We start from the raw sequence: 22,868 nt of genomic DNA on the forward strand, positions 1-22,868 counted from the left end.
TTCTTAATTGCTTTTTATTCTTCAGCTTCAGCTTTTTTACAAATGGCTTTAACCATACCTTTAAAAATAAATAGGTGAGCAGGAAACATAGCAAACCAATACATTAATCCCCAGAATCCTTTTGGATGCCACCATGCTCGAACATCTAGTTGACGATGGTTACCCTCCAGTTCTTTGATCGAAAATTCTAGTCGCCCTAACCCTGGAGCGGTCATCCCAAAAAGTAGAGATAAGAATTTATTTTCTTCACAGCGGATCACTTTCCATGAATCAATATGGTCGCCTAATTGAACTTTACCTGACTCTGGTCTTCTTCTGATTGGAAATGAACCGCCGAGTAAAGGGTCTAACCATTCTCTGGTTCGCCATAATGCATTAGCAAAGAAATAACCTTCTTTACTGCCTAGGCGCTCAATTACAGTCCAAAGCTGTTGAGCTGAAGCGGTTGTGGTAAAACTTGCGCCAGCTTGTTTTGGGTAAAATCCATAGTCGGATTTCCAGCGCTTTAAAGCACTTGGGTCAAATCCCCATATCTCACTTTTGATGGTTTCATCATTGGTTTCTTGTGCTCTGTTTATGGCGTCAGATAACGAGAGTAACGGTTGGGGGAATTCACGTTGTATGTCTGTATTATCAGCAATAAGGTCATGATCAATTCCGGCTAATAAGGCTCGGCCTAAATCGGAAGGAACAGAAGTAACAATACCAAGCCATAAGCCTGCGAAAGAAGGGCTGATAAAGCGTGTAGGAATAATCTTAATCGAACGGTGATTTCGTGTAGCAATAAGCTGAAATAGGGATTGGTAACTAACCGTTTCAGGTCCACCCGCTTCAAATGTGATGGATTCGGTCAGAGGATAATCAATACATTGGATTAAGTAATAATTGAGGTTTTCTATCGCAATTGGATTGGCTTGCGAGTTAATCCAAACAGGGCAGATCAATACAGGAAAATGATTGACAAAATCGGTCATTATTTCAAAGGCGGCAGATCCCGTACCAATAATGATCCCTGAGTTTATTTCAATCGTGGGTATACCTGTTGAGCGTAATAACTCTCCTGTTTTCTTGCGAGCCAGTAAGTGTTGAGATTGATAGCCTTCAGGTTGTAATGCACTTAAATAAATGATTTTTCTAAGAGAAGATTGCTCAGCAGCGGTTTTGAAATTTTCAGCAAGAGAGACTTCATAATCAATGAAATCATGACCATGTGACATTCCGTGAACCAAAAAATAGGCAATGTCACAACTTTCCATCATAGGAAGAATAGAACCTGCGTCTTCTAAATCAAGGTAATAACATTGCAAATTTGGATGGTCAACAACCCTATCAAGTAGATAGTCAATATTACGAGCACAGGCAATGACTTGGTGCCCTTGTTGTAATAATTGTGGGATTAATTGTGAGCCAACATACCCTGAGGCACCAACGATTAGGATTGTGCTTTTTTTATTCAAGATTGCTCCTTTACCTTGTGAATATAAATATTAATTACGGTTTGATTCTAGTACAATTTGTAGGCATATACCTAATGGATCTTGTGTAGTGCAAATAGTTAATTTGTTGTTTATTTGAGGTTCTTCATGTCTGTTTTTCTTTCTAATGTCATTGGTCACACTCGAGGTGACTTTCTTAAGCGATTAATTATGATCGCAATCCCGATTGCACTGCAAAATATCATGTTCTCAAGTCGAGGACTTGTTGATGTACTCATGCTTGGCCAATTAGGCGAAGCCGAGATTGCGGCTGTTGGCGTTGCCAGCCGAGCGACGTTTGTTACGACTATTATGTTAGTGGGCGTGACTACCGGTGGTGCTTTATTAACCGCTCAATATTGGGGTGCACAAAATAAAGAAGGTGTACGTCAAAGTACAGCATTAACTTGGATGGTTAGTATGGCCATGGCAACGGTTCCTGTTGTGCTGTTTTTGCTTATCCCTCATCAAATAATGTCATTGGCGACCAATTCACAAGAAGTTATCGATTTGGGTGCAGAGTATTTATTTATCACTGCGTTAACCATGTATGTTGTGTCTTGTGGCAGTAGTATGGCTGTTGGCTTGCGATCTATCCATCAGCCAGGAGTAAGTACATTTTTTAGTGGTATTGGTATTGTCTCTAATGTCTTTTTTAACTGGGTATTAATATTTGGTAATTTAGGCGCTCCTGCTATGGGAATTAAAGGGGCAGCATTAGCGACATTGATCAGTGGCGTTATTGAGATTATTTTCCTTTATAGCTATCTCTATAGTCGCTCGCATTTATTAAGCTTTGGTTTAGAAGAAATAAAAGCAGTGTTGAATTGGCCTAAAATTTCTAAGTTCCTTTCCCTTTCTTTGCCAACAACATTTAACTTTTTAGCCTGGGCTGCGGGTATTTTTACTTACCATGCAATTATGGGTCAATCAGGTGTACAAGGTTTAGCGGCGTTATCTGTTATTTCACCTATAGAATCTATTGCGCTGAGTTTCCTTATTGGTGCTGCAGGCGCGGCATCGGTATTGATCGGTAATCAATTGGGTGCAAAAAAATATGAAGCTGTTTATTACCAAAGTTGGGGAGTACTTGCGTTAAGCGTCGCGACCAGTATGGTTATTGCGTTATTTGTTATGGTTTTCCAACACCAGATCCTAGATATGTTCCCGGCGTTAACGGAAGAAACTCGTGCGATTGCTGAGAAATTCATGGCAATTTTGGCGATTATTATTGTGATCCGCAGTGTGCCACTTACGGCTATTGTTGGGGTATTACGTGCAGGTGGAGATGTTAAATATTGCTTATATCAAGACATAGTATCTCAATGGTTTATAGGGATCCCAATAGTAGCAATTGGTGCATTAGTCTTAGGATTTCCTCCTGAGTATGTTTATGCTCTATTTGTTGTGGAAGAAATAGTGAAATGGTTTGCTTCAATTTCTCGAATGAAATCAAAAAAATGGATTAAAAATCTGGTAGATGCGTAACAAAACTTCGGTTTTTGAGTGGTATCGGTGAACCGTCCCCCCCTAAGGTATAAAAAGCTTTATGAAAGAGGGGTTATAGTGTAAGTTCTGTAACCGATATCACAAAACACCGTTTGAGAGGGGACATGTTAAAACTGACAAACCTGAATAAGGGATATTTGGATGGTGGAGAATTTCATCCAATCCTTCAAGGTGCAGAATTAACAATTGAGCAAGGCGCTCAAATTGCTTTAATGGGTGAAAGTGGCTCAGGCAAAAGTACCCTTTTAAATCTTATTGCAGGTTTAGATAGTGTGGACAGTGGAGAGATAGATCTTGCTGGTTTTGCTATGCACTCTCCAAAGCAAAGCTCTCGAACGTCTTATCGTCGAAATAATATTGGACTCGTTTTTCAACAGTTTAATTTACTTCCAACGCTAACTGTTGCTGATAATATTCGGTTTTGTCGTCAACTCAAAAGCTTGAGAGACGATGATGCTTTGTGGCGTCAAATTATTTCAGCGTTAGATCTTATGCCTCTATTAGGCCGTTATCCTGAAGAAATATCTGGTGGTCAGCAACAACGTGCTGCGATTGCTCGTGCCTTGTATATGGAACCAAAGTTATTATTGGCCGATGAACCGACTGGCAGCTTAGACGAAAAAAATGCTGAAGCAGTAATGCGTTTGTTGACTCGATTATCTCGTGATCTTCATTGTACGCTATTATTAGTGACACACAGTGAGAAAGTGGCAGGTCATATGGATGGGTTAGTGAGGCTTCAGGGAGGACAATTAAATGTTATTTCCGGTAGCTAAAGCTCTCTTTGGACACTACCGTAGACACCCATTACAAATATTTTTAGTGTGGCTTGGTTTAACCCTTGGTGTGGCACTTCTTGTTGGTGTTCTTGCTATTAATCATCACGCTAAAAGTAGTTATAGCGAGGGTGAAAAATTATTTTCAAATCCTTTTCCCCATCGTATTCGTGCGATTCAAGAAAATATCTCTGTTCCTCAGGCGTTTTATATTAACTTGCGCCGTGCAGGTTATACCTCTTGTATGCCAATTCAAACGTTGCATCTAGCAACGAAAAACGACATAGACATCTCATTGATAGGGATAGATCCGGTCGCTTTAATGCAGATATCAGCGAATAACCTGGCAAGTACCACGGATATGTTGGCATTAATGCATCCACCTTTTCCTATCATTGTTAGTCAGCCACTGGCTTCTTATTTTAACCTTGATGATGGCGATTACATTGAACTTGAAAACCAATCAAATGTAGGGCCTGTAGTTGTTGATAAGGACCAACGTTTATCTGGTTCTAACATTTTTTCTGATATAGCGTTAACAAAAATGTTAGGGCATAAACCGGGTTTCGATCTCATACTTTGCGGTGCAATGTCAGAGGCTAAAATAAAACGTCTTGAGAGAATGTTACCTAGAGGGTTGCAATTAGATACCCATAAAGAATCAGGGCTTACTGCATTAACAAGAGCATTCCATACCAATTTATTGGCGATGGGAATGCTGTCTTTTGTGGTTGGTTTATTTATTTTCTATCAAGCTATGTCACTTTCGTTTGTCCAACGACAACCATTGGTCGGCACCCTTAGACAAATTGGTGTATCGACAAAAGAACTTGTTTTTGCGATGAGTATTGAAGTGGGCTTATGGGCTATCATTGGCTGGTTAAGCGGCAATTTCTTCGGTTTACTTTTAGCCAATCAGCTCATACCTGCTGTTTCAAACAGTCTATCTTCACTATACAACGCTAATGTGGACCTTTTGATAACTTGGAGCTGGAGTTGGAGCTACCAAAGTTTATGGATGGCTGTTTTAGGTTGTATTTTAGCGTGTGGCTGGCCACTTTATCGCTTACTCAGTATTGAGCCCATTCGTTTGACTGCTCGTTTGTCTTTAGCTCGTTTTGCTGGCAAGGAATTTCAAGTTCAAGCAATCGTTGCATGCGTTTTTTGTGTGGCGGCTTATGTGGTTAATTTATTACCCCAAAATCATGAAAACGGATTTATTTTGATTGGGTTTTTAATGATCAGCGTAGGATTATTAACCCCTTATATTTTATGGACGTTTTTTGATTGGCTATCTTATCGCTTACCTTCAGCTAAAGCGCGATGGTTCTTCTCTGATTCTGCAGCAAGCTTAAGCTATCGTGGTGTTGCTGCAATGGCTTTCATGCTTGCTCTTTCTTCTAATATTGGCGTTGAGACAATGGTTGGGAGTTTTAGATCTACGACTAACAATTGGCTTGAGCAACGTCTTGCTGCTGATGTTTATATTCAGCCAAGTAAAGCATCTGCAAGTAGAATAAGTTATTGGTTAGAAAAACAACCAGAGGTTGAATCGGTTTGGAGACAGTGGACCATCGATTATCCAACCGAATATGGAAAATTAGAAATTTTAAGTACCGGTTCTACATTGGGTGAAAAAAGCGCGTTGACAATGAAGGTCGCTATCCCTGATTTTTGGTATTCACTTCACCACCAACGTAGTGTATTGATTAGTGAATCGATGGCATTAAAATGGGATTTAAAACCGGGTGATTATTTAGATTTACCGGTGCCAATGGGTGACAATTGGCAGATCTCAGGTGTGTATTATGATTATGGTAATCCTTACAATCAGCTATTACTTTCTCACCATGCTTGGCTAAAAGTATTTGGCGGGCAAGGTAAAACAGGGATAGGAATTGTTTTAACGGATAAAGATAAGCGAACAGAGCTTATCGGACGTATTTTGAAGAAGTACAGGCTGCCTATTGAGCAAATTAACGATAATAATAATATCCAAACTCAAGCAATGAAAGTCTTTGACCGTACGTTTATAGTGACTGGAACATTGGGTAATTTAACCTTAGTTATTGCGGTATTTGGTTTGTTTTTTGCTACTTTAGTTGGTGAGGTATCACGACAACGGCAAACTGCATTATTGCGTTGCCTGGGACTCTCTGGAAAAGAATTGATTTTATTGGGAGGCTTACAATTATTGATGATTGGGGTGTTTACGATGCTTATCGCTTTGCCATTAGGCCTTGTTCTTTCTCAGTTATTAATTGATATCGTAATGAAATACGCATTTGGTTGGACAATGGAAATCAATTATTTCCCTGTAGAATATATCACCACGTTCTTCTGGACGTTACTGGCATTAACGGCTGCTGGCTCTGCAACGGTGTGGAGAGTGACAAAACGACAAGCGATTGTCTCACTTAGGGAATCGTTGTAATGCAATCAAATAATTTAAATAAAAGTAGCATTAAAGTATCGCTTTTTATATTTGTGTTAATTTTGGGGTTTTCTGCTGTTTATTACATTAATTGGAAAGATGCAGATACGAAAGAATATAATGAAATTAATAACATTTTTTCTCAATCGGATTATTCATATTTTGCACCTGTCCTTCCGGATTCACCTTTAAGCTTTCCCAAAGATTTTTATGAACATGCTAATTTCCAACACGAAAAATGGGTAATGACGGTAAATGCCTTTAATCAGAAAGGGGAAAGTGTTGGAATTCAGTGGACGATATTTCGTATATCAAGTGATGATCGAGAAACAAAAGGGTGGTTAGATCCTCGTTTATATATAGCTAAAGTGATTATTACAACAAAGGATAAAAAATGGATAGCTGAGCGTTTAGCTCGTGGAGGAATTGGACAGGCAGGTATTAATCAGAGACCTTACCGGGTTTGGATTGATGACTGGCAGTGGCGAAGTTTAGGTAAGGCTCCTTTCCCTGGGATATTATCAGTTACAGCAAAGGACTTTTCTTTAACGTTATCGATGAATTCAAATAGCAAACCAGTTCCTTTAGGTGATCATGGTTACTCTAAAAAACACGATTTGCTTCCAGTTGCTTCTTATGAGTATATTTTCCCCTTTCTTACTGCTCATGGAAAGATGACCTTAGATAATGAAATGTATACGGTTTCTGGTGACGCAATTTTAGAACATGAATGGGCTAGTGGTTTTCTAGATGAATATCAACAAGGTTGGGATTGGTTTATTATTAATTTAGATAAAAACCGTAAGCTTCTTGTGGCTCAATATAGACACAAAGAACAACTTTCTTACCAGTATGGAGCTTTATTGTATAAAAATGGTAATTCAGTTGCATTAAGTGATGCTGATTTTACGTTACAAACTTTGCCAGTTAGTGAACTGAGTAACGGACGTAAACTACCGCTTCAATGGATAATAAACGCACCAAAATACAAAATTAATCTAACTACGCAAGTGGTTAGAAATGATCAATGGTTAGATACATATATACCTTATTGGCAAGGACCGATAACAACAACAGGTTCTCATCGAGTAACAGGGTTTATGCAACTAACAGGGTATTGATACAAGGATGGCATTATCGATACGAATAAATCTGAGGATATCGGTCAACACTTCGGTATTTCCGATGTTTTAACTCTGAACAAGCGATTATTCTTGGTCTTAAACAACGGTTAGACTTTATTTTTCGTTTTTCCGTAAACTATAATTATAAGTGAAGGACATCTTATGAGTGATGTTATTAAGAATTTTTTTAAACTAGAATCAGCTGGCGGCATCCTTCTTGTGATTGCTGCAGCTATAGCGATGATGATCGCGAACTCTTCTTTTGCTCCAATGTACGATACTTTTTTACATACCTATATTGGTGGTATGTCTGTTTCACATTGGATCAATGATGGCTTGATGGCTGTGTTCTTTTTATTGATTGGCTTAGAAGTAAAACGTGAACTTCTTGAAGGTGCGTTAAAGTCGAAAGAAACGGCAATTTTCCCTGCTATCGCCGCTGTTGGTGGCATGCTTGCTCCAGCTCTGGTTTATGTTGCGTTTAATATGGGTGACCCTGAAGCCTTATCTGGTTGGGCTATTCCTGCGGCAACTGATATTGCGTTTGCTTTAGGTATCATGGCATTACTTGGTAACCGAGTACCTGTAAGCTTAAAAGTATTTTTACTGGCACTTGCAATCATCGATGACTTAGGTGTTGTTGTTATTATTGCTTTCTTCTATACCAGTGATTTATCAGTGTTAGCGCTTGTGATTGGTTTTGTAATGACAGGGATTTTATTCCTACTAAACTCAAAACATGTATCTAAGATCCGTTGGTATTTACTTGTTGGCTTCATTCTATGGGTTAGTGTTTTACAGTCTGGCGTTCATGCTACGTTAGCCGGTGTTGTACTCGGTTTTGCTATTCCACTTAAAGGGAATAAAGGCGAACGTTCTCCGTTGAAACACATGGAACATGCTCTGCACCCATACGTTGCATTTGGTATATTACCGCTGTTTGCATTTGCGAATGCGGGTATCTCACTAGAAGGCGTATCATTTGATAGTTTAACAACAACGTTACCACTAGGTGTTGCGTTAGGCTTGTTCCTTGGTAAACCATTAGGTATCTTTAGTTTTAGTTATATTGCAGTAAAATCAGGAATAGCGAAGCTGCCTACCGGCGTGAACATGAAGCACATCTTTGCGGTTTCAGTTCTTTGTGGTATTGGTTTTACAATGTCGATCTTTATTTCATCACTGGCATTTGGTGGTGCGAATCCAGAGTTTGATAAGTTAGCTCGACTTGGTATCTTAATGGGGTCAACATTAGCCGCTGTTGTTGGTTATATCTTGTTAAGTATTTCACTACCAAAGAAAGCGTAATGTTAGTTTGATTTAGATTAGATACCTCGCTTAGGCGGGGTATTTTTTTGTCGGTATATTTATTTGCTCAGTGATGTTAATTTCTATTAACTTAGGTTTGTTTCAGGTAAAAAAAAGCCCAAACAAATAGATTGGGCAAAAGGAATATAGGAATTATGAAAAAGCTATGCAGTTGATGATAGAAAACTTGGCGGCCTGCTAAATTTCAATCATTAATCATCAACGGGTACTTATTCAGACTTGCGATAGTTAAGTTAGTTCAACTTTTTTCTTTTTCTTTTTTATAATGGCTAAAAAAGAAAAACCCGTTATCTATAAGCGCTAAAAGCGAGATAACGGGTTACTTGAATGAATCAAGAAAAAGCAGTGGAATTATGAACATAACATCAGACTTCACTTTATTTAGATAGTTCAAAAAAATGCGAAGAGAATGCTATTTTTTTATTGAAATATATTCTGACACCTCCAACCACTCACTATTTTGACAAAAATTGTCATAAATGGGATGCGAATTGGATAAGAACCTTTTATCCTAGAGGTAATTATTAAAAGGAAAGTTGAACATGATCATCAAACCTAGAATTCGTGGATTCATTTGTACAACCACTCACCCTGTTGGCTGTGAGAACAACGTGAAAGAACAAATTGCCCTAACTAAAGCACAAGGCCCAATTGTTAATGCTCCTAAGCGTGTATTAGTTGTTGGCTCCTCAAGTGGTTATGGTCTTTCTTCTCGCATTACTGCTGCGTTTGGTGGGGGTGCATCAACTATTGGTGTTTTCTTCGAGAAAGCACCGACAGAGAAAAAAACAGGTACTGCGGGTTGGTATAATTCAGCTGCTTTTGACAAATTAGCAAAAGAAGAAGGCCTTTACTCTAAAAGCTTGAATGGCGATGCCTTCTCTAATGAAGCAAAACAAAAAACTATCGACTTAATCAAAGAAGACCTAGGTCAGATTGATATGGTTGTTTACTCTCTGGCTTCTCCAGTACGTAAAATGCCTGAAACAGGTGAAGTGATCCGTTCTACACTAAAACCAATTGGTGAAACGTATACAGCAACAGCAGTTGATACCAATAAAGATGCAATCATTGAAGCATCAGTTGAGCCTGCAACAGAACAAGAGATCCAAGACACGATTACTGTAATGGGTGGCGAAGATTGGGAACTTTGGATGAGTGCATTATCTGATGCTGGCGTTTTAGCTGACGGTTGTAAAACGGTTGCTTATAGCTACATCGGTACTGAGTTAACTTGGCCTATCTACTGGGATGGCGCACTAGGTAAAGCTAAGATGGATTTAGATCGTGCAGCGACAGCGCTAAACGAAAAACTATCAGCGACAGGCGGCACTGCAAACGTAGCTGTTCTTAAATCAGTAGTGACTCAAGCAAGCTCTGCAATTCCGGTTATGCCTCTTTATATCGCAATGGTATTTAAGAAAATGCGTGAAGAAGGCGTACACGAAGGTTGCCAAGAGCAAATCCTGCGTATGTTCAGTCAACGTCTCTATAAAGAAGATGGATCAGTTCCTGAAGTTGATGAGCAAAACCGTCTGCGTTTAGATGATTGGGAATTACGTGAAGATATTCAAAAGCATTGTCGTGAGCTATGGCCACAAGTAACGACTGAGAATCTAAAAGACTTAACTGATTATGTTGAGTATAAAGAAGAGTTCTTGAAATTGTTTGGTTTTGGCGTTGATGGTGTTGATTACGACGCTGACGTGAACCCAATGGTTGAATTTGATGTTGCTGATATCTAATCAATAATAGCGAATAAAAATAAACCCCAGAGTGAGTGATCATTCTGGGGTTTTTATTTGCCTTTAACAAAGAAAGGCAATAACAAATCTTAATTGATTAGGCTAATAAAATCATAATAGTACCAGCGACGGTCATCAGGATATTTGCAATCGCATAAGTACCAGCATAACCAAGTGCAGGGATGGTACTACGAGCATGCTCATTCACAACATCCATTGCAGGACCACAGGTACGAGCACCAATGATAGCTCCAATCAATAATGCACGGTTCATTTTTAAAATATAAGCACCAACAAGATAAGCAAGTATTACAGGAACCACACTCACGATCAAAGCTGCGACTAATACTTTTAAACCATCTTCAGAGAAGTACTCAGTGATGTTTCCACCAGCACTAAGGCCGATACCGACCATGAACACTAATAAACCCAGGTTCTTAGTCATGTTTAGAGCTCCTTGAGGAACATAACCAAAAGTAGGGTGGTTTGCTCTTAAAAAGCCTAAGGTTATACCTGAGATCAATAAGCCAACCGCATTACCTAAACCAAAAGTAACTTGTCCAAAGCTCATTGTGATCATGCCGAACATAATGCCAAGAATAAAGAAGCTACAGAAAGCTAATAAATCTGAAACTTGACTATGGATAGAGATGAAACCAATCTTGTCGGCAATATGGTGAACTTTACTCTTTTCACCACTGACTTGAAGAATATCCCCTTTCGCTAAAACAATGTCATGTTCAATTGGCATTTCAATTTGAGCTCGAACTACGCGGTTTAAGAAACAACCATATTCAGAAAGGTTTAATTCCGAAAGACGTTTGCCCGCAATATTGTCATTTTTTACAACGATTTCTTCTTCTGCAATGCGTAAATCTAATAGGTTGCGATCAAATACTTCTTTACCGTTTCTGAAGCTTGGGTCCAAACGCGCATGGCTATCAGGATAACCCACTAACGCAATCTCATCACTTTGTTGAAGAATATAATCGCCATCAGGATTAGCAAGAATACCATTACGACGTATACGTTCAATGTGACAGCCTGTTTGACGGTGTATTCCTAGCTCACGCAGGTTTTTACCATCAGTCCAATCAATCAATTCTTGCCCAACACGATAAGCTCGAATAATAGGTAGATAGACTTTACGCTGACCTGCACTGCCAATGCCACGTTCTTGAGCAATTTGCATTGCACTGTCTTGTAGGTTTTGTTTTTGTAGCTGCGGTAGTAATCGAGCCAATAAAATTAAGCTAGTTAGACCAATTAGATAAGAGAAGGCATAACCGACACTGAGGTTATCAATGACTTTACTGAAATCGACACCTTCAGGTAAAACCGCCAGGCCAGAGTTTAAGGCATCTTTTGCACCAACTAATACGGGTGTTGCAGTAAGAGCGCCAGCCATCATTCCGGTTGAAAGACCATAATCTAACTCGAAGTAATAACCAGTTAAGAAACTGAGGGAAATAGCAGAAATTAACACAACCAATACGAGTAATAAGTAGTGCTTACCATCACGAAGGAATATGCCAAAGAAGTTTGGACCGGCTTCTATGCCGACACAAAAAATAAAAAGCATAAAGCCAATATTGAGAGAATCAGCAGTAAAGGTATAGCCGAGGCTACCCATAAAGAGGGCGGTGATAAGAACACCAATAGAACTGCCTAATTGAAAGCTACCGATTTTAACTTTAGCGATAAATAAGCCAAGAGCGAGAACAACGAATAAAAGTAATATATCGTTTTGCGATAACAAGGTCGCAACATCAATGTTCACTGTATTTTGCCTGAAATATGGAAGAAGGAAATGTGATGCAAGTCTAACTTAAAAATGGCGAATGTATAACCATATTTATAAATAAAATGAAAAAAAATCACCGCTAAAGAGCGGTGATTTAGAATACATCGGTATAGGCTATAGATTAATCAAAAAGGCCTAGGTTTTCTTTTGCATATGCTTCAAATTCTGTGCAGCCACCAATATGGTCTTGGTCGATGAAAATTTGAGGAACGGTATCAACAGGCTTACCTACGGTTTTTTCTAAATCTGCTTTTGAGATCCCTTCTGCATGAATATCTACATAACGGTAGTTAAAATCTTCACGTTTTTCTTTTAGTGTTTCAGCATGCTCTTTTGCACGAACACAGAATGGACAACCAGGACGACCAAAAATCACAACAAACATAGCTTTACTCCAAATAGTAAGGGATGCGCATTACTCGCAATCAATAGGTACACTATGCCTACTGTAAAAAATAAAGTAAAGAGGGTTTTACCTTTTTGATTAATAGTTAAAACCTATTGGTTATGTTAATTATATCTAAGGAAGTAAAATAGATGGGATGACTTGGATTTATAAAAAAAGAACCGGAAATAAAACCGGTTCTTAATATAAATTAAAGAGTTAAAAATAGATTAAAGTGAATTATCTTTTTCATAACGAGAATCTTTGAGTGCGTCTTTTACTCGTTTTAAATTATCTCTAAATCCAGCACCGCGACGTAATGTAAATCCAGTCGCTAAGACGTCAATAACGGTCATTTGTACTACACGGCTTGCCATTGGCATGTAAACGTCCGTGTCTTCTGGAACATCTAAACAAATTGCTAGTGATGCCATTCTTTCAAGAGGTGAGTCTTTTGCTGTAATAGCGATAACTGTCGCGCCGTTTGATCGAGCAAGCTCTGCTACTTCAACTAAGCTTTTTGTTCTTCCAGTGTGAGAAATTAATACGACAACATCATTTTCTGTACTGTTAATACAGCTCATTCGTTGCATAACAATGTCATCAAAACATGTGATTGGAATATTGAAGCGGAAGAATTTATTCATTGCATCATGAGCAACAGAAGCGGACGCTCCAAGGCCAAAAAATGAAATCTTTTTTGCTTGCGTTAGTAGGTCAACAGCCCGATTTATTTGCATAGGATCTAAGCTGTTCTTAGCGACATCCAAACAAGCCATTGTTGATTCGAAAATTTTATGCGTATAAGCATCTGGGCCATCATTCTCTTCAACATTACGGTTCACATAAGGTGTACCATTTGCCAAGCTTTGTGCTAGATGAAGTTTAAAATCAGGGAAACCTTTGGTATCTAATCGACGACAGAAGCGGTTAACGGTAGGTTCACTCACATCTGCCATTTTAGCTAAGGTAGCAATACTAGAGTGAATGGCTGTTTGTGGTGAAGCCATAATAACTTCAGCGACTTTGCGCTCTGACTTACTGAAGTTGTCTAAATTGTTTTGTATCTTCTCAATGGTATTCATATGCGCTCTTCATAGATTCTATTTGCAATAACCTTAACCAGAATAATTAATCGGTTACTCTGGTTAACGCTATCAATATTTAACATAAACTAAGTATATACGTTTGTGTTGCTTGCCTCTAACAAATGGCTGTTTTGATTGTATTTTTATAACAATAGTATGACAGAACTCTAAAAAAACTTTCTAAATTGAAAGTGTTTGTATTTATAAATATAAGAATATTGTCATTTTGCTTGAAATTCTGTGATTAAGTTTCAGATTTTAAGGAAAATAATTACAGAAAAGCAGATTGTTTATTTTATAAAACAATCTGCTTTAGAAGAGAAGTACGTTATTTTAGAATTGAGTCGATGAGTTTTAGAAGCTGAGGCAACGAAATTTCACTACTTGTCGCTATCTCTCTTTGTTCAATAAGAACATTGTGTAAGATTTCTTTGGTAGTAAGCGGGTTGGCTAACACTACTCTAAAAACAATCGTTGGTTGAGACTGATAGGCATCAGGCGTTAAACGAGTACGAGATACGAAGGATTTACCTGTTTCACGTTGTGTTTTTTGAATGTATTTAGTGAGGTTATCGAGATGTTCATATAATTCATCTCGTTGCTCTGGTGTGGCTAGCAATAAAGCGGCTTTTACGTTACTTGGAACGTATCGATAGGTCAGCAAGCAGAGCTCTGGTTCAGAGATTAATTCAAAGTCATCTTGTTGCTTAATTAACTCTGAAAAATATTTAGCTTTCTCAATACTTTGATTTATTAGTAGTTCATAACCTGGGCGGCTAATCACATTAAAGCAAGAGTAAAGTAGCATTGCCATACCACTACGAGAGCCTTCAAGTGTATGACGACCTAAATCTTTAGACCCTTTACGTAGAATATATTCAGCATGATGTTGAATCGATGACATTAATTCAGGATCTTTGAAGATAACCATCCCTGCACCCATCGGAACATAGAGTTGTTTATGTGCATCAATAGTGACTGAATCAGCTAAATCAATACCATCAAGCAAATGTCGATAGGTATTAGACATTAATGTCGCACCACCCCAAGCTGCATCAACATGGAAGTGACAGCCTTCGCGCTGCGCGACTTGAGCCAGTTTGCGCAGTGGATCTATCGTGCCTGTTTCTGTTGTACCAGCAACACCTATAATAGCTAATGGTTTAATGTTTTTTACTTTTACTGCGGCAATTTTTTTGTTCAAATCAGCCAAGCAAATACGATTGTTGTTGTCAGTTTTTACCGCAATAACACCGTCTTGACCGATGCCTAATACATCAGCTGCTTTTTTAACAGAATAATGGCCACGCTCAGAAACAAAGATGGCAAGTCCATTATATTTATAATGATTTAGTGCCGCAAAAAGACCTTGCTTAGCAATGCCTTCAAAATCACCTTGTGGCTGTAATAGGCGGTTTCGTGCTACCCATAATGCGGTGATGTTTGCAATTGTCCCACCAGAACAAAAAGCACCAAGAGAATGATCGGCGCTGTGCATCCAATGCGCATAAAAATGGTCTTTTTTGTCATAAATAAGGCGGTGTAACATACCTAAAACTTGGCGCTCTAATGGTGTAAAAGCCTTAGAGGTTTCAATTTTTACCAAGTTTTGGTTTAAAGCGATCATTATCTTTGATAACGGCATTAAAAAGTAAGGCAATGCCGATGTCATGTGACCAATAAAGCTGGGAGCCGAAGTATGGACAGATTGAGAGACTACCGTATCTAATAAATGCTCAGTATGTTCTGAAACATAAGTCGGATGCTCTGGCATTGAAGAATCAGTAAAATCTTTTTCAATTTCAGTGAGTGGCTTCTCTTCAGCGACGATATGTTCTCTTAAGAATTTATTCAGATTTTGAGAGAGTTCTTGTTCAATTTTACCAAGAGTCGAATCGGGAGCTTCCGGAACAGTAAAAATTCGCAACATGCTTTCTAGGTTGGCATCTGCTGTTTTGTTGTCTGTTACCATGGTATCTGTTCTATTCTGTTGATGATTGAAAAGCAAAGTGGGCGTTCTCTTTACCTGTGAATAAGGGCACAATTTAGAACAAAATCACGTAAATGTCTCGTCTAAAATGTACCACATCTATTTTTGAGAGGGGAAATAGCTATAAAACACGCAGGGCTGGTTAAATATCAGACAGCTTACAGGCAGTTTATTTCGCTAATTCCACTCATCTTTTGATTATATGCATTTAATGGAGCATCAATTTCTTTTGGATGACTTAAAATATCTGCGAATGCTGAACGTAGTTCATAATTTTGTTTGTGAGGTTGAGATTGGCGATCATCAAAAGTCACTTTTGCTACTTTTCCTAAGGCATCATTATTTGAAGCGAGTGTTTTTATTTCTTTTTGGTCTAACTGTAACCACGATTCAATAGATTGGTTCGTTTTTACTTTTGATGGGTCGTTTTTAAGGTAGAAATCTACAGCGGCACGGTTAAATTCAAAATGATGTTTACGCCCTTCTAAAAACCAATTACCAACACTTTTTAAATTTGGATCTTTTTTAACTGTAATAGAAATTAGTTCTTTATACCATGTTAAAGAAGCATCAACGTATTGGCTATATTGATTGCTTAAGCACTCTGTATTTGCGGCGTGAGCAGACGCTGTGAACAAAGTGAAAGGCAAAAGAAGGGCAGCTAGTTTCATTACAAATCCTTAGGAATGAATCATTATTATTGAATGTGATTGTAGGCATCAGATAACTAAATGCAATTGAAACAACTCACAATGTGATGTTTCCCCTTTTATCGTATTATAAGGATACAAAAAAGAGCATTAAAAAAGGAACCAACAAACTTAAAATAAAACCACTAACTATCGCGATCGGAACACAACGAATACCGCCACAGTTTTGAATTACGGGTAATGTAAAATCCATCGCTGTTGCGCCAGCATAGCCTATAGAGGTCACTGGGTAACGGTGAATAAGGGTTGGGATTAATAAAAGAGCAACCAGTTCACGCATTAATTCGTTTAAAAAAGCAGCGCCGCCATAAACAGGACCAAGAGCGTCGCCCATTAAGATCCCTGCAAGGGAATACCAACCAAATCCAGAGGCCATTGCCAAACCATGATTAAGAGGGATATCTAAAAATAGGGCAGCAATAAGCCCGCCAATTAATGATGTCGATAAAATAACACCCGCAATTATTATTCCATGCTTATTTAGAAGGATTTGGCGCAGGGACAATCCACTGTTTCGTAATTGAATACCAATAAGAAAAAGAAGAGCTAATAGAATAATTTCGCTAGCGCTTTCAACCCAAGTGAGGTCTATCCCACTAAGTAAACCAAAAGCGAGGCCAGCAGCCACGGCAAGTAATAATTTTGCCGACTCTAAGATCATTTTAAACAGAGGCAGTGTATTTTTGTTTCCTTCTGAATTTAGAGGGAAAAGTTTATCGATAATAGGAAGAACCGATAAGTTACATACACTAATTGAAATAAAGAAAACCGCAGTGATAGTTACGATCTGATTTAAATTTTGAGCGAGATTATCTAGGGCTGCGAGGCTTAGTCCCATTAGCGCAAGAATAATGGTAACCAAATGACTCGTTGCCGCATTGATATGTTGAAGAGGCTTTTGAGAATGAAGTGGAATTAAGTAGCCAAAAAGTAGCGGTAAAAAAACAAATAACATTCCAGAAAGCATGATGTAAACCTCATCCATGAAGAAGACCCAGAGAATATCAAGGCTTAGGAATGACATCAATATAAGTTATTCGTTTTACTGTAATTAAATTACAGACCACTACTTCTGAGTGTGCCTTTAATACGATTGTTAAATTGGCTATTAGACAAATTAGTCAATGTATAGAGAGCTCCAGCACCTTCAAGTGTAATTTCTATGTCATGTTCATCAATCGCATCGTCTTTATTTCTAAACATTAAAAGGTGACTAGCGATACGTGCAATATTTAAATAATCAATTGGATTGTCAGTATTTCTATATGTGTGTTCATTCTTTGCAACGGCTAAGAAATCCACATCAAATTGCCATTGATTTAACACATGGTAGCTTGTTGCATTACATTCATGATTAAAGATATAGGTGGCTAATTCGAGATCAAGGTAATTACCTTTTTCAAGATAATCATAATATTCTTTAATAAGGCAAAAAAGGCCTATGTCTGCAAGTAACCCTGTTAATAATGCCTTTTCTGGTTCAAGGTAATCGAGTGAGTTATCCTGACATTCTACAATTAACTCTTCACAGATCATTGTCATAACGGCTGCGAATTCACGTGACTTTGCCGCACTTTTACGAAGAAGTGTATTGCACTCCTTGTTTAAGTTACTTGAATGCTTTAGTTGTTCAATTGCTTGAGCAGTTACTATATCTCGAACACGGAAAATCCCTAATCGGGAAACCGCAGTAAGTACATCAGTGCAAGTTATGTTCCTACGATTAAATACAACGGAGTTTGCCATTCGTATAACAATAGCAGTTAGGCTAGGGTCTTCTAATAAAGTATCTGAGATATCTTTGATTATAGTGCCTTCAAGAGTACATAACTTCTGAATTTTAAGTACCACATCAGGGATAGGAGGCAATTGAATCTTGCCAGATGAGATGCTTTTCGAAGTTAATTGGCTAAATTCAGTTCTTAATGCAGCCAGTACTTTGTCTTTATCGTGGGATAGCCAAAAGAACGATAAATGATTCATTGTTAATTCATACTTTTAAATAATGCATTAATCATACAGCGTTTTTCTATTTTCTAAGAAAAAAGTCAAAAAAATGAGATCATTTTCGGAAAAAATACGATTTTTTAACCATAATCGTCAAAAAAGTTATTACGGATAGATAAATAAGAGTCAAATTATTGGTGTGCTAAATGATTCTTGTGAGCGTGGTCAATAAATCAATGAGTGAGTTTGTGAGACTATAATGTGATAGAAACCTGAAGAAAAACTTCGTTCGTTACATAAAACAATACTTAAAGGTGTGATCGAACTTAAGAAAAAGGTTGTAGATTCAGGAGTTAATGTAAAAAGGCTAGAAACTTATTTATTGTGTGTTTAATATTCAATTGCTTGATGTCAATTTTCTGACAGGGACGGGGGTCGTAAGTTTAAGATCAAGGAGATCAAGATGAACCATTTAGAGGAACGCTTTTTTAATTTTGTAAAAAAACTAGGTAAATTTAACAAACGCTCTATGTTTGGTGGCGTCGGTTTATTTACTGAAGATGCGATGTTTTCATTAGTTACTGAGGGACGATTATACGTTCGAGGTGGTAGATTCGTCGATCAACAGTTTGAAAAATTAGGATGCGAACGCTATAAGCACGTGAAAAAAACGACAATCGCGACCGTTAATTATTTCGACATCAGTGAGTTATTTGAGAAGCAACCAACGTTATTGAGCGATATCATTAAAGATGTGATGGAAAATTCACGTGTAGAACGAGAATTTAAAAAATCAAAAGAGAATCGTCGATTACGTGATTTGCCAAATATGCAATTAACATTAGAGAGAATGGTAAAGAAAGCGGGAGTTCCGGATGTCGATTCTTTTCTAGAGATCGGGGCTGTTGATGTATTTAAAAAAGTAAATACTACCTATGGCGGTGATGTTGATGTGAAACTTCTGTGGAAATTTGCAGGAGCGGAGTCAGGTGTTCATTGGACGTTATTACAAGAACCAATGAAAAGAGCCTTACTTCAACAAGTGTAGAGTAAATAAAAAAACCTCGTTATTCCTTGAGTTGTCTAAGGTATAACGAGGTTTTTTTTTACTAAATCTAATTAGTATTTAAAGCGAGCAGTTAATAGTAGTTGGTCGCCATAGATACCGTTAAAACGGCCTTCAGCACCGATAGAGAACAACTCTGTTGAGTGGAATCGACCGTAAACAGAGAAAAGTGTGTCGTCATTATCTTCAATAGATAAGTAACCCACTTTACCACCAACTTCTAGCTGAGGACCTAACCATTGACGCACGCCTAAGTTAAGTTCCATACCAGTGTCATTTTTGTAGTGTTTGTTATCATCAACAACACGAACTAGCATTTCACCAGTAATGTCAGCCCAGTTATTTACTGGAGCATGAAAGCCTAGACCAGCCGCTAAATCGTAGTCACCATCCAATTCTGAATCAACAGAAACAATAGCGTGAGCATTAGGGTGGATTGATGTACTAAATCCAGCACCAAATGTTGAAGGGCTGAAGCCAATGCGAGCTTCAACATAGTCATAGCTGAAGTTGCTCATGATGGCATTATTTGAATCATTATCTGCAGCCATTGATGCTGTTGAAATAAACATTAGGCTTGAAGCTAAAAGTGTCTTACGGATCATGATATTTGAAACCTATCAAATTGAGTGCTGTACCAAAATATGCTTAAATTCTAACAGAAATGTGTATTTTTGCTAGAAGGGAGTCTACAAAATTTGGAGCAGCAACTATTAGTCAAAAAATTAGCGTGCAATTTATATCTTTTTTATTAAGCAAAATATAAGCCAAGTTAAGTTATTGTATTGGTTTAAAGTTCGTTTATCTTATAAATAGAGTTGTATTGATCTTACTGTCTTAGGTAAACTGATTTAAATCGTTAATAATGGATAATGAAATGAATGAATTAAGAAAATATGCTGCTATTGGTGGTGCAATTGCCGTTGTAGCTTGTTGGCCATTTGCTACAGGGAAGATAGGCGAAGCTATTTTTAAAGATGGAATTGCATCATACAGTAATTCTATTATTGAGGTTGAATCGGTTTCTTATGATCGTGGTTATTTAAGTTCTACCGCAGAGAGCCGCATTCATGTTATTGATAAAGGTTTGAGTGCTGAGCTTAAACAAGCGGGTTACCCAACAGAACTTATTGTAGATCACGATATTTCTCATGGTTTATTTTCTATTTCTTCTACTTCAACATTTAGTAGTACCGAAGAAATATCAGAATTTGTTAAAGGGTTAACCTTAACAACAGAAAGTCAATTAACGGGCACGACGAATTTATTGTTGACCAGTAAGGATACTGATTTTGTAACAGAAGACTTAAAAGCTCAAGGCGTAGAAAAGCTATTTTTAGCGGCAAGCCAAGTTTCGGCGACAGTAGAAAAAGATGGGCAGTTTAGATTGTCTTATCAGTTACCTAAAGCAGAATTACGTCTAGATAACCAGTCTGAAATGGTTATTGATAAAGTATCAGGCCAAAGTGTTGGACATTATACTGATGATATCTTTATTGGAGAGGCAATTGTTGGTTTTGGTAATTTAGTATTGAAAGACAGTGAGAGCCAACTTAATAATGAAGTTAAAGGGTTCAAATACACAAGTACTAACCACATTAATGAAGTAAAAGATAAAGCGGAAGAAAATACGCTTTCATCTAAAAATACGGTTGAACTTGCAGAAGTAATAACAAGTTCTGGTGTGTTAAAAGATGGTGTTTTTGATATTAGCTTTGAAGATTTAAATTATGACGCACTTATTAAACTAGTTCCTTTGCTTCAAGAGCAAGAGTTAACAAATGAAAACATGGAGCAATTAATGCTGTCGTTTGATTTGTTGGCAGCAAAAGGTTTTTCATTGAATATTAATAAATTCAGTGCAAATGTGTTAGGCAGTAAAATTGATAGTAAAGTGCTGATGACATTACCTGCTGGAACAGCAAGAGCGTCACAAAATGCAGATAAATTAATTCAAACCTTACAAGGTAACAGTGAATTAGTTATAGCGAAAAAATTAGTTGATGAAACACCAGAACTTCGTATGCAAATGGATGAGCTATTAGTCAATGAGTTTGCCGTAGAAGATGGTGATAATTACCGCTTGTCGGCTAAGATTGCTGATGGACAAATTGAATTACTTAATGGACAGAAAATGCCGCTATTTATGTTACTAGGTTTTTTAAGTTACCTAGGTTAATACCGGACACATTAAGTTAAAATAGCTCACTAAGGTGAGCTATTTTTTTATTTAGTGAATTAGATCACTTTCTGATTTATTTGTAAGAGAAAAGGTGGTATTAATTTCTACACAATATTTACTGATAGCAACCTAGATAGATATTTAATCAGTGATTTATCTAGGTTGATATGATTGATTTTTATAAATAGCAGGAGCCTTTGAGAAACATGGAAAAAGTATTTAACTTTTGTGCTGGTCCAGCAATGCTGCCAGCAGACGTTCTAGCCCAAGCTCAAAAGGAATTGGTGAATTGGAACGGTTTAGGCACATCCGTAATGGAGATTAGCCACCGTAGTAAAGAATTTATTAAAGTTGCGGAGGAATCTGAACAAGATTTACGTGATTTATTATCGATTCCAGATAATTATAAAGTGTTGTTTTGCCAAGGTGGTGCTCGTGCTCAATTTGCTGCAGTACCATTAAATTTATTGGGCAATAATACTAAGGCTGATTATATTGATGCGGGTTATTGGGCTCAAAGCTCAGTGACTGAAGCAAAAAAATATTGCCAACCAAATGTTATTGATGCAATTACTGAGCTTGATGGCAAGCGAGCGGTAAAACCCGCTTCAGAATGGCCATTGAGTGACGATGCTGCTTATGTACATTTTTGTCCAAATGAAACCATTGATGGTATTGAAATTAATGATTTACCAGTAACAGATAAACCTATTGTTGCAGATATGTCTTCGACGATTTTGTCTCGTCAAATTGACGTATCTAAATATGGCGTTATTTATGCTGGTGCCCAAAAGAACATTGGTCCAGCAGGGTTAACGATTGTTATTGTACGTGATGATTTACTCGATCTCGCTGCTGAAGCACTTCCAAGTGTATTAAGCTATGGTGTGTTAGCAAATCAAGAGTCGATGTTTAATACTCCCCCTACGTATGCTTGGTATTTAGCGGGTTTAGTTTTTAAGTGGTTAAAACTAAATGGTGGTATTGAAGCGATGGAGGCGCGTAATCGCAAGAAAGCGTCTGCACTATACGATTATATCGATCAGTCTGATTTTTATCGTAACGAGGTTCATACGAATAACCGCTCTTTAATGAATGTTCCATTCCAATTAGCGAATTCAGAGCTAGATGCTCAGTTTCTTACATTAGCAGATGAAGCGGGTTTAAAAGCATTGAAAGGACATCGAGTTGTGGGTGGGATGCGAGCGTCTATCTATAATGCAATGCCACTAGAAGGTGTTCAAGCGCTAGTTGATTTTATGAAAGCATTTGAAGCGCAATACGCGTAACCTTATATTTGTCGA

18 protein-coding genes are annotated in these 22,868 nt (G+C 37.8%); 9 read left to right on the plus strand and 9 right to left on the minus strand.

The window, feature by feature from the left end:
* Positions 1 to 14 precede the first annotated feature (14 nt).
* Complete coding sequence (locus A6E06_RS02625; RefSeq protein WP_065591504.1) at positions 15 to 1,457, minus strand: DUF2867 domain-containing protein; 1,443 nt, start codon at positions 1,455 to 1,457, stop codon at positions 15 to 17.
* 126 nt (positions 1,458 to 1,583) lie between these two features.
* Between A6E06_RS02625 and A6E06_RS02630 the strand changes: the two genes are divergently transcribed.
* The 6 genes from A6E06_RS02630 (at position 1,584) to fabV (ending at position 10,392) form a co-directional block, all read left to right on the plus strand.
* Complete coding sequence (locus tag A6E06_RS02630; RefSeq protein ID WP_065591505.1) at positions 1,584 to 2,963, plus strand: MATE family efflux transporter; 1,380 nt, start codon at positions 1,584 to 1,586, stop codon at positions 2,961 to 2,963.
* Positions 2,964 to 3,088: 125 nt separating this feature from the next.
* Positions 3,089 to 3,760, plus strand: a complete 672-nt coding sequence (locus tag A6E06_RS02635; protein ID WP_065591506.1) for an ABC transporter ATP-binding protein — start codon at positions 3,089 to 3,091, stop codon at positions 3,758 to 3,760.
* Entirely contained in the window at positions 3,741 to 6,194 is a 2,454-nt protein-coding gene (locus A6E06_RS02640) for an FtsX-like permease family protein (RefSeq protein ID WP_065591507.1), read from the plus strand. Before A6E06_RS02635 ends, A6E06_RS02640 begins: the two co-directional genes overlap by 20 nt.
* Complete coding sequence (locus A6E06_RS02645) at positions 6,194 to 7,315, plus strand: lipocalin-like domain-containing protein (protein ID WP_065591508.1); 1,122 nt, start codon at positions 6,194 to 6,196, stop codon at positions 7,313 to 7,315. Before A6E06_RS02640 ends, A6E06_RS02645 begins: the two co-directional genes overlap by 1 nt.
* 165 nt (positions 7,316 to 7,480) lie before the next feature.
* Positions 7,481 to 8,626, plus strand: a complete 1,146-nt coding sequence (nhaA, locus tag A6E06_RS02650) for a Na+/H+ antiporter NhaA (RefSeq protein WP_065591509.1) — start codon at positions 7,481 to 7,483, stop codon at positions 8,624 to 8,626.
* Between the two features lie 563 nt (positions 8,627 to 9,189).
* Positions 9,190 to 10,392, plus strand: coding sequence for an enoyl-ACP reductase FabV (fabV, locus tag A6E06_RS02655; protein ID WP_065591510.1), 1,203 nt, complete (start codon positions 9,190 to 9,192; stop codon positions 10,390 to 10,392).
* 97 nt (positions 10,393 to 10,489) lie between these two features.
* Here the strand turns inward: fabV and A6E06_RS02660 are convergent, their stop codons facing one another.
* The 7 genes from A6E06_RS02660 to A6E06_RS02690 form a co-directional block, all read right to left on the minus strand.
* Positions 10,490 to 12,172, minus strand: coding sequence for an aspartate:alanine antiporter (locus A6E06_RS02660; RefSeq protein WP_065591511.1), 1,683 nt, complete (start codon positions 12,170 to 12,172; stop codon positions 10,490 to 10,492).
* Positions 12,173 to 12,317: 145 nt separating this feature from the next.
* Positions 12,318 to 12,581, minus strand: a complete 264-nt coding sequence (locus A6E06_RS02665; RefSeq protein WP_060990515.1) for a GrxA family glutaredoxin — start codon at positions 12,579 to 12,581, stop codon at positions 12,318 to 12,320.
* A 230-nt stretch (positions 12,582 to 12,811) separates the two neighbouring features.
* Positions 12,812 to 13,666, minus strand: coding sequence for a MurR/RpiR family transcriptional regulator (locus tag A6E06_RS02670; RefSeq protein WP_065591512.1), 855 nt, complete (start codon positions 13,664 to 13,666; stop codon positions 12,812 to 12,814).
* 331 nt (positions 13,667 to 13,997) lie between these two features.
* Positions 13,998 to 15,641: a pyridoxal-dependent aspartate 1-decarboxylase PanP gene (gene panP, locus A6E06_RS02675; RefSeq protein ID WP_065591513.1), complete on the minus strand. Its 1,644-nt coding sequence runs from the start codon at positions 15,639 to 15,641 to the stop codon at positions 13,998 to 14,000.
* Between the two features lie 176 nt (positions 15,642 to 15,817).
* Entirely contained in the window at positions 15,818 to 16,330 is a 513-nt protein-coding gene (locus A6E06_RS02680) for a hypothetical protein (RefSeq protein WP_065591514.1), read from the minus strand.
* Between the two features lie 106 nt (positions 16,331 to 16,436).
* Positions 16,437 to 17,336 (minus strand): lysine exporter LysO family protein, encoded by a 900-nt coding sequence (locus A6E06_RS02685; protein WP_065591815.1) that lies wholly within the window; start codon positions 17,334 to 17,336, stop codon positions 16,437 to 16,439.
* Positions 17,337 to 17,425: 89 nt separating this feature from the next.
* Positions 17,426 to 18,352, minus strand: coding sequence for an HDOD domain-containing protein (locus A6E06_RS02690; RefSeq protein ID WP_065591515.1), 927 nt, complete (start codon positions 18,350 to 18,352; stop codon positions 17,426 to 17,428).
* A gap of 427 nt (positions 18,353 to 18,779) precedes the next feature.
* On the opposite strand from A6E06_RS02690, the gene A6E06_RS02695 reads away from it, so the two are divergent.
* Positions 18,780 to 19,364, plus strand: a complete 585-nt coding sequence (locus tag A6E06_RS02695; RefSeq protein ID WP_065591516.1) for a TfoX/Sxy family DNA transformation protein — start codon at positions 18,780 to 18,782, stop codon at positions 19,362 to 19,364.
* A 71-nt stretch (positions 19,365 to 19,435) separates the two neighbouring features.
* Here A6E06_RS02695 and A6E06_RS02700 read toward each other — a convergent pair whose 3' ends face one another.
* Positions 19,436 to 19,984, minus strand: coding sequence for a hypothetical protein (locus tag A6E06_RS02700; RefSeq protein WP_176703482.1), 549 nt, complete (start codon positions 19,982 to 19,984; stop codon positions 19,436 to 19,438).
* A gap of 275 nt (positions 19,985 to 20,259) precedes the next feature.
* On the opposite strand from A6E06_RS02700, the gene A6E06_RS02705 reads away from it, so the two are divergent.
* Both A6E06_RS02705 and serC read left to right on the plus strand, forming a co-directional pair.
* Positions 20,260 to 21,561, plus strand: a complete 1,302-nt coding sequence (locus tag A6E06_RS02705) for a DUF945 family protein (protein ID WP_065591518.1) — start codon at positions 20,260 to 20,262, stop codon at positions 21,559 to 21,561.
* 209 nt (positions 21,562 to 21,770) lie between these two features.
* Positions 21,771 to 22,853: a 3-phosphoserine/phosphohydroxythreonine transaminase gene (gene serC, locus A6E06_RS02710; RefSeq protein WP_065591519.1), complete on the plus strand. Its 1,083-nt coding sequence runs from the start codon at positions 21,771 to 21,773 to the stop codon at positions 22,851 to 22,853.
* Positions 22,854 to 22,868 lie beyond the last annotated feature (15 nt).

The sequence above is a fragment of the Aliivibrio sp. 1S175 genome, from assembly GCF_001690985.1.
Taxonomy (GTDB): domain Bacteria; phylum Pseudomonadota; class Gammaproteobacteria; order Enterobacterales; family Vibrionaceae; genus Aliivibrio.